General features: G+C 50.0%; 2 protein-coding genes. Both read right to left on the reverse strand.

Features of this window, described 5'->3' with window-relative positions:
• Positions 1-8,310 (reverse strand): surfactin non-ribosomal peptide synthetase SrfAB (srfAB, locus tag LJF29_RS21370; protein WP_420709714.1); only part of this gene is annotated, 8,310 nt, incomplete at its 3' end.
• A 12-nt stretch (positions 8,311-8,322) separates the two neighbouring features.
• Positions 8,323-9,854 (reverse strand): condensation domain-containing protein (locus tag LJF29_RS21035; RefSeq protein WP_229150295.1); only part of this gene is annotated, 1,532 nt, incomplete at its 5' end.

Genomic DNA, 9,854 nt, shown 5'->3' on the forward strand with positions numbered 1-9,854 from the left:
GCGGGTGATATCAAGGCGGATCGCTTCATCAATGACGTGAAGCTCAGCGCCGATCGTCCAGGTCGGGAACATCTCCCAAATGGAAGCGTCGAACCCGAAGCCCGCGTACTTCGCACTGCGGTCCTCCGCCGTCATGCCGAACGCGTCATGATGCCAGAAGCACAGGTTCACAAGCGCATGGTGCTCGATCATAACACCCTTCGGCTGTCCGGTCGTTCCTGACGTGTAAATCATATAAGCAAGGTGATCCGCGGTTGTGTCGGTCTGCGGATCTTCCTCATCGTTTTCATCAAGCGGCAGACTCAGGATCGTCCGGTTGCCGTCAAGAAGAATGACCTCGCCCGTGTAGCTGTCCGGCACTGTGATGCCTTCCTGTTTCAAGAGAAGCGTCGCACCGCTGTCCTGTAGGATATATTCAATCCGCTGATCCGGATAGTCAGGGTCAATCGGCACAAATGCCGCGCCCGCCTTCAGGACACCAAGCACCGCGGCGGACATTTCAAGCGACGGCTTCGTCAGAATGCCGACGCGCTCATCCGCGCTGATGCCACAGTCGATCAAAATCCGCGCCAGACGGTTCGCCTTCGCATTCAGCTCGCCGTACGTCCATGACTGCCCGTTATACGTGACAGCCGGGCGGTCTTTATGGCGCTGAACGGTTTCTTCAAACAGCTGATGAACCGTTTTGTCTGTCGGCACAGGCAGCGTTTTTCCTTTCCATGCCTCCAGAAGCGTTTGTTTTTCTGTCTCGTTGACGAGCGACAGGCTGGAAAGCGGCTGGTTTGGATTTTCCGCAACAGCCTGCAATAAGCGGAGGACATATTCGCTCCATTTCTCAGCTGTTTCTCTTGAGAATAGATCCGTCGCATATTCCAGCTGCAGACCGATGCCGTTTTCGTCAGTGAAACCGCCTAATGTCAGATCAAACTTCGATGTTCCCTGATGGGCCTCATAAGGTGAAATCGTGAGATCTTGCAGCTCAAGCTGTTCTTTATCAGGGTTTTCTGTCGTAACCATCACATTAAACAATGGATTTCGGCTCATATCCCGAGGAAGGTCTAACTGGTTGACCAGACTTTCAAACGGATACTCCTGATGCTCAAGCGCTGACAGATTCGTCTCCTTTGCTTGCTCCAGAAGCTCTGCAAATGTCTGCTTTTCTCCTGCTTCCATTCTCAGTGCAAGCGTATTGACGAACATCCCCGGCATGTTTTGCACGTCGGCATTCGTGCGGCCTGCTGTAACCGAGCCGATCACGATATCCCGCTGTCCGGAGATTTTGCTTAAAAAGACATGGAAGACGGTATGAAGCACCATATGCAAAGTCGTTCCCGTTTCTGCGAGCAGTTTTTCAATCGCCTTTGCCGTCCCGCTTCCCGCGCGGAAACGGACAGTATCCCCTTCAAAGCTTTGAACAGGCGGTCGGGTGTAATCAAGCGGAAGGTCAAGCTCCGGCAGTTCGCCTGAGAGAACTGATAGCCAGTATTGCTCATGCTCCTTCATCCGTTCTTTCTGTCCGGCTTCATTTTGCCAAACAGCGAAATCCTTATAATGAAGCTTCGGCTCTGGAAGCTGTTCGCCTTTATAAAGCAATGCCAATTCTTTAACGAAAATACCTCTTGATACACCATCCGCGATAATGTGATGCATATCCAATAGAAGCAGATGTTTTTGGTCTGCCATTCGGAGTAATGCCGCGCGAATGAGCGGAGCGTTGCTTAAGTCGAATGGCCTGATAAATTCCTTAATCTTCCGTTCCGCCTCGCCCTCTTCTGCATCAAACACATGAAGATCAATTGATGCCTCCTCAACAATGCGCTGGACAGGCTCTCCGTCTGCTTCCGTAAATGACGTGCGCAATGATTCATGACGGTTTACGAGCTGGTTAAGTGATTCTCTCAGGCGCGAAATGTGAAGCTCGCCTTCCATCAGAAGAACCGATGGCATATTATAGCTGATCGTCTGCCGGTCAAGCTGATTGAGCACGTACATCCGTTTCTGTGCGGATGACAATGGATACACATCTTGTTTGTCAGCCGGCTTTAACATGTGATAGCCGCCTGATGCTGCCGATTCCTCCATGTAAGCCGCCAGCTGGCGTACAGTCGGCTGCTCGAACAGCGCTTTAAGCGGCACGGTTTTCTCCAATTCCGCCTGTATATTGGCGATGAGCATCATTCCTTTTAGTGAATGGCCGCCTAAATCGAAGAAATTGTCATCGATTCCGATCGCTTCAATGCCGAGTGTTTTCTGCCAGATGCGGCAAAGGCTTTCTTCAAGTGCTGTTTCCGGAGCAGCTGACGCCTCATATCCGGATTGCGCTGCGTTCGGCTTCGGCAATGCGTTTCTGTCGGTCTTCCCGTTTGCCGTGAGTGGGATGACATCTACCTGCACGAAGAAGGCAGGGATCATATGAGACGGCAGTATTTGTGAAAGCTGTTTCCGGAGCTCTGCTTTTTCAATGGCTTGATCCGCCGTATAATACGCACAAAGCTCTTGAAGCCCGCCCTCAGAAACCGCAAGCACTACCGCTTCTCGAATGTCGCTGAGGCTAAGCATGACCGTTTCAATTTCTTTCGGCTCTATGCGGTAGCCACGGATTTTCACCTGATCATCAGCCCGGCCGATAAATTCAACCGTACCGTCCGCCAGTCTCCGGACGACATCTCCGGTCTTGTACATCAGGCTCCCCGGCGCATACGGGTTTTCAACGAATTTCTCGGATGTGAGCTGAGGACGGCTGAGATATCCTCTGGCAAGCCCCTGTCCTGTGATATATAACTGACCGCTCGCTCCCGGAGGCACAAGCTTCAATGACTCATTTAAGACAAGTGCGCCGGTATTGGCAATCGGCCGTCCGATTGTCGGCCGTTTCGCGAATGTGCCAGGTTCAGTCAGGTCAACCCGTCCGGCAATGGCGCCGATTGTTGCTTCGGTCGGACCGTAGTGATTGATAAATTCGGTATGCCGATATACTTTGCTGAACGCTAGAACATCAGCAGGGATAATCTTTTCTCCTCCCAACACAATCAAGCGCAGGGATTCAAAATGCGGCTCCTTTGTAAAGCTGGCCGTGTTCACCATCGTATGGAACAGGGACGGTGTCAGCTTGATATACGTGATGCCGTGCTCCTTAATATAACGGCCAATCTGATCGGGCGCCGTATAGGTTTCTTTCGGCACAATGTGAAGCTCACCGCCTGCTTGAAGCACAGGGAAAATGCTTGTATAACCCAAGTCGAAGGCGTAAGACGAAAGCAAGACAGACTTATCCGTTTTTGTCAGGCCCGCCTCTTTGCTAAACCAAGAAACATAGTTTGTCAGATTGCGATGCTCAATCTGCACACCCTTCGGCTTCCCGGTCGTGCCGGATGTGTAAATGATATATGCAAGATTCTGAGGCCCAGACATCAATTCCGGACGCTCCTTGTTTTCATTCCGCCAATCCGCTTTATCGATATTGATCGTGGTTCCTTGATATTGCCCTATGGCAGTCATATTTCTTTCATTCACGACTGTAAATCTCGCACCGCTGTCTTCTAATGAATAGCGGATTCGTTCCTCAGGCGTATCCGGATCAATCGGAAGAAAAGCGGCTCCCGCCTTCATGACCCCAAGAATAGCTGTCATTAGGTCAGCTGAACGATCCATGACAACGGCTACGATGTCTTCACTTCCTGCCCCGTGCGCGCGCAAATGATGCGCCAGCTGGTTCGCCTGTTCATCAAGCTCACGATAGGTCAGCTGGTTTCCGCCAGAAATCACAGCCGGATCATCAGGTGTTTGCTGCACCTGTTTTTCGAAAAGTGATACAAACGTGTCTTCGCCAGAATGAGTGGTTTGTTTTTTCTCTTCAAGCAAAGCTGCCGTTTCAGCCGATGAAAGAATCTCCAAATCAGACAGCCGTACATTCGGGTTAACCGCAGCTGCTTTGATCAAATTGACAAAGTGGCTGCTCCAGCGGCGGATTGTCTCGTCCTTAAATAAGACAGTTGCGTAGTCAAAGCTTAAACCGATTTCTTCTTCACGTTCGACAGCTTCCAAGGACAGATCAAATTTCGCCACGTGATGTAGCATAGAATAGGAAGAAATCTTCAAATCTCCTAATTTCAAAGAAGGAATCTCCATGTTCTGCATGTTGAACATAACGCTGAACAGCGGGCTACGGCTTGTGTCCCTTGTGAGCGGCAGCTTTTCAATCAATTCCTCAAGCGGATAGCTTTGGTGCTCGAATGCTTGAAGACTGACCGTTTTGACTTCGTTTAGGAATTGCGCAAAGGTTTTGTCCCCCGCAGGCGCTGTCCGTAATGCCACCGTGTTGACAAACATACCCGGCACACCTTGCAAATCAGGATGTGTTCTGCCCGCAGTCGGTGAGCCGACGATGATGTCATCCTGTGACGCATACTTAGAGAGCAATACATGAAATGCGGCTAAAAGGAACATGTACATTGTTGTGTCTGTTTCTGACAGCAGCGATTTGATTTGAGCCGTGATTTGTTTATCAAGCCCGAACATGACGCGCTCCCCGGAAAAGCTCCGTTCTGCAGGCCGCGGGAAATCCGCCGGAAGGTCAAGAACCGGCAGCTCGCCTTTAAACGTATCCAGCCAGTATGCTTCATCTTTTTGATGATCCGCATGTTCTTTTTGCCAGACAGCGTAATCCTTATAGTGAATCTGCGGGAGCTCCAGATCTGCGCCTTGATAGATTTTGGCGAGATCGCCGATGAGAATGCCAGTCGAGCTGCCGTCCGTAATGATATGATGCATATCAATGAGCAGCAGATGGCGTTCTTCTTCAAGCTGGACAAGCTTCGAACGGACGAGCGGCGCGCGGTTTAACTCAAACGGCTGAACAAACGATTTGATCAGCTCTTCCGCGTCTTCTTCCCGTCCCTTGGCAGCCTCCAGCTGGAACGATATGTTTTTATGAACGGTCTGTACGACTTCTCCGTCTATCATGTCAAACGACGTACGGAGAATTTCGTGCCGATCAATTAATTGCTGAATCGCATGTTCAAGCCGGTCTTTGTTTACTTCTCCCTCCAGCAAAAGTACAGCAGGGACGTTGTAGCTTGTGCTTGCTTGTCCAAGCTGATTGAGGATGTACATTCTCCGCTGGGCCGGGGATACAGGATAATGCTGCTGATAAGGTGCTTGCCTGATCGGTTCAAACGTCTGCTCCTCCTTGCTTTCGCTCTCTTCCAAATACAGTGCCAGTTCTTGAATGGTCGGCTTTTCAAAAAGCACTTTAATCGGTACTTCCTTGTGGAAATGCTCTTGAATTTTCGCCGTCATCATCATCGCTTTCAGAGAATGTCCGCCGATCATAAAGAAGTTATCTGTAACGCTTGCTTTAACGCCAAGTATCCCTTCCCAAATCTCAGCTAATTTCGTTTCACTCTCTGTTTTGGGTGCTGCATATTCAGACTGCACAGCGTCTGATTGAGGCGCAGGCAGTTCTTTTTTATTGATTTTTCCGTTTGGTGTAAGCGGCAGGCTGTCCATCTGGATCAAATGGGCAGGAACCATATAGTCCGGCAATGATTGAGACAGCGTTTTTCTCAGCCCGCTCACAGACACTTCGCGATCCGCCGTAAAGTACGCGCAGATTTCATTTTCATCCGCTTTGTTCTTGCGAATGATCACGGCAGCCTCTGTCACATGTTCGGCCATGTTCAATTTGTTTTCGATCTCCCCAAGCTCAATCCGGAACCCGCGCACCTTCACCTGGTTATCAATTCTTCCTAAAAACTCGATATTCCCGTCCGGAAGCCATTTCGCCAAGTCGCCAGTTCGATACATTTTTTCACCTGGTCTGAACGGATCTTCGAGAAATTGCTTCTCCGTCAGCTCTGGGAGGTTGACGTAGCCCCGTGCCACGCCGCTTCCCCCGACACACAGTTCACCGGGCGCTCCGATCGGCTGCAAACGCTGCTGCTCATCCATGATGTATGCAGTGGAATTTCCGATTGGCTTCCCGATTGGAATTGAACCGCTGTACTCGCGATCAATCAAAAAGCTTGTAGAAAATGTCGTATTTTCTGTCGGGCCGTACCCGTTCCACAGAGAAAGCGACGGCGATGCCTGTTTCACTTTACTTACAATATGCGGCACGAGCGCGTCTCCGCCGATGATTAAATGGCGCAGTGTGCCAAACATGCCGGCATCCTTTGCAGCAAGCTGGTTGAATAATGGCGATGTCAGCCACATCGTCGTAATTTTCTGCTCACGCAGGAACGCTGAAAACCGTGTCGCGTCAAGCAGTGTCTCTTTTTTCACCGGATAAAGCGCCGCGCCGTTCAGCAGCGCACCAAAGACCTCAAATGTGCCGGCATCAAAGCTGACAGCTCCCGTTTGCGCCATGCGGTCTTCTTCATGAACAGGAACGTATCCTGCATTTTTGACGAGACGCAGAATGCTTTTGTGTTCGATCATGACGCCTTTCGGTTTTCCGGTCGAACCTGACGTGTACATGATGTAAGCCAGATCAGTCGGATCGGCGGGCAGATTCAGATTGTCAGCCGTTTCATTCTCTTCAAAGACGCCTTCCAGGGGGAGAACCGGCACTTGCAGCTGATTTGCCTGTTTTGTATAGGCCTCTCCAGCTAAAGCGATCCGAATCGAGCTGTCCTCCGCCATGAAACGGAGCCGATCCTCCGGAAGTGCGGGATCAAGCGGCACATATGCGGCGCCGGCTTTTAAAACAGCCAGTATGGCGGCAACAGTCTCTGCCGAACGGTCATTCATAATGGCTGCTGTTTCACCCTGTTGAAGACCTTGCCCGATAAGCTTTCTCGCCAGACGGTTCGCCGCTTCGTTCAGCTCGCGGTACGTCAGCTCGGCTCCTTCATATACGAGGGCAGTACTTGCCGGTGTCCGCTTTGCTTGTTCTTCAAATACTTGATGAACAGCCATTCTTTCAGGGAGTTCTGTTGAAGTGCTGTTAAAGGTCTCCACAATTTGCCGCTGCTCTTCTTCTCCCACAAGCCCATGCTCACGCACAAAGGCGTCCGGCCGCTCGACAGCGGCTGTCATCATGCGGGTGAGATGTCCTGCTGTCCGTTCAATAAAAGCAGAATCAAATGCAGCGCCGTTATATTTGATTTTGACGGTCCAGGTTTTACCCGGGTAAACAATGAGGTTGAAATCAAAGCTTGTTTGTTCAAATGCGCTCTCAACCTTGATAGAGAACCCGAGCCTGTCTTCCATGCTGCCGTTTTCAAGCTCTTGATCAAGCGGATAATTTTCAAAAGCGACAAGATGGTTCAAAAGACTGCTGTCCAAGGCTGAACGTTTTTGAATCTCGTAAAGCGGCACGTAATCGTAGCGCTCCGCCTCCACCGCATGCTGCTGAACGGCTGTGAAAATATCAGCGAATGTAGACTGCCGATCAACCTTTACACGCACCGGAATGGTATTGATGAAGAGCCCCGCCATTGTTTCGATTCCGTTGATTTCAGACGGCCGTCCCGATACGACCGTGCCGAAGACAACATCATTCGTAAAGTTATATTTGCTGAGGACGATTCCCCAGATCGCCTGAAACAGGTTAGGCCCCGTCACTTGATGGCGGTTCGCCGTTTGCTGAATGCGTGCAACCAGTTCCTCATCCCATGTAAATGAGTATTCTCTGTTCACATACTCGTCTTTCTTCTCCGGCAAGCGGCCCGGGAGCACGCTTGGCTGTTCAAAATTTGCCAAGCGTTCGCTCCAGTAGCCTTCCGCTTCTTCATTATCCTGTTTTCCAAGCCACTTAATATAGTCGGAATATGGCTTGCCCTGCCCATTTGCAGGTGCGCGGCCTGCTCTGAGCGCTTCGTAGTTTTGGAACAGGCTTTTCATCAGCACGCCCATGCTCCAGCCGTCCATCATAATATGGTGATTGCTCCAGACAAGATACAGCTGATCTGCATCGAGGCGGAAAACTGCCACCTTGAACAAAATGTCTTTTGCCAGGTTAAAGCCTTGGCGCTGAACGTCTTGTTTGTAACGCTCAATGTGGTCTTTCTGGCGATCCTCGTCTGCATGACTGATATCTTCATAGTGCACCTTTGTCTTGCGTTCCGCTAACACAACCTGACGCGGCTTTTGCAGCTGCTGGTGCACAAATACCGTACGGAGAATATCGTATGACCGGATCAGTTCATTGACGCTTTTCTCAAAGATTTCAAGATCAAAAACACCTTGAATGCCAAGCTCTAATTGTGTGAAGTAAGAGGAAGAATGCGGATCAAGCATCGCATGATACAGCATTCCTTCCTGCATCGGTGTAAGTGCGTACACCTTTTGAATTGATTTTTTGCTCATATGCCACCTCTATTAGAAAATTTCCATTAATTTATCAAGCTCACCCAGCGTCAAATCGTCGTCGCCAAGGTCACTCGGCGTTAGTTCCGTGCCATCTTGAGATAGGCAATGTTCAATGATTCTAAGAAGATGGGCCTTAAAGCTGTCACTGAATGTCTGTATCGTTTTTTCATGAAATTCGAGAGAATGATAGGCCAGTGACATCGTCAGTTTTCCATTTTCAATATATCCGACAACATCAAGCGCGTTCGGTTTTTCCGTGTCCGGGCTTAATGACTGTCCTGATGGCAGCTCTGATCTCGTGAATAAACCTGCATCCGACATTTCGTCGAACTGCCCTAAATAGTTAAAGCTGACATCCGGCTGAATGGAGAACGCCACATCTTCTTTATGCTCCGGCGCTGTCAAATAGCGCAAAATGCCGTAGCCCACTCCCTTGTTCGGGATATGTCTGATGTCTTCTTTCATTTGCTTCAGCTGATAAGCCAAATCATCCGCATGCTTCATATCCAGCACCATCGGGAACATACTCGTAAACCAGCCGACTGTCCGGGAAATGGCCAGGTCTTCTACGATATCTTCACGTCCATGCCCCTCTAAATGAACACTCACTTGCTCCTGACCTGTCCACTCCTTCATCGCTAATCCAAATGCCGTCAGCAAAATATCATTCATTTCTGTATGATAAGCCTCATGCACCTTAGTGGTAAGCTGTTCTGTCTCTTCAGCAGTCAGCGAGAATCCGATTGTCTTTGTATGTTTCATTCGCTGATCACTAGATTCGCGGTCTTTCGGAAGCTTCACCGGGACAGTCTGTTCTTCAAGCTGTTTCCAATACTCTTTTTCTTTCAGAAAGGCCTTGGAATTTGCGAAGTCTTGTAATCTCTCTGCATACTCCGCAAACGAATGGGTTTTCTGCGGAAGAACCGGCTCGTTCCCTTGCTCCAGCTGTGTATAAACCGCAGCGAAATCCTCCAGTAAAATCCGCCACGATACACCGTCAACCACTAAGTGGTGAATCACAAGCAGCAAGTGGTCTCCATCTTCCGCTTGGAACAAGCCTGCTTTTAACAAGCCGCCTTCCTTCAAATTGATGCTGCTTTGCAGACGCTCCGCTTCTCTCTCTATGCGGTCTTCATGATCTATAGCCTGTCCCTCAAGTTTGGTGATCTCTAAGTGAACAGAGACAGCATCAAGCCCTTTGTTAAATTGAACGATCTCCCCTTGTTCCTCGCGGTAGACCATGCGAAGCGCGTCATGATGCTCAATCAGTGCCTGCAATGTCTTTTCAACCCGTTCAGGATCAAAGCCCTTCGCGGCATGAAGCATAACCGACTGGTTCCAGTGATGTTTGTTCGTGAAGTTCTTTTCAAAGAACCAGCGCTGAATCGGCGTCAGGATAACTTCGCCCTCCACCGGGCCTTGGTCTGCCTGTTTGCCTTCGGCACGCTCCACATATTGTGTCAGTTCTTCGATCGTCGGGTGCTGGAAGAGATCCTTCATTTCCAGCTTCCAGCCGTGCTGGTTCAAGCGGCTCGCCATCT

Origin of the sequence: Bacillus sp. LBG-1-113, from assembly GCF_020708615.1 — a bacterium.
Taxonomy (GTDB): Bacteria; Bacillota; Bacilli; order Bacillales; family Bacillaceae; genus Bacillus; species Bacillus mojavensis.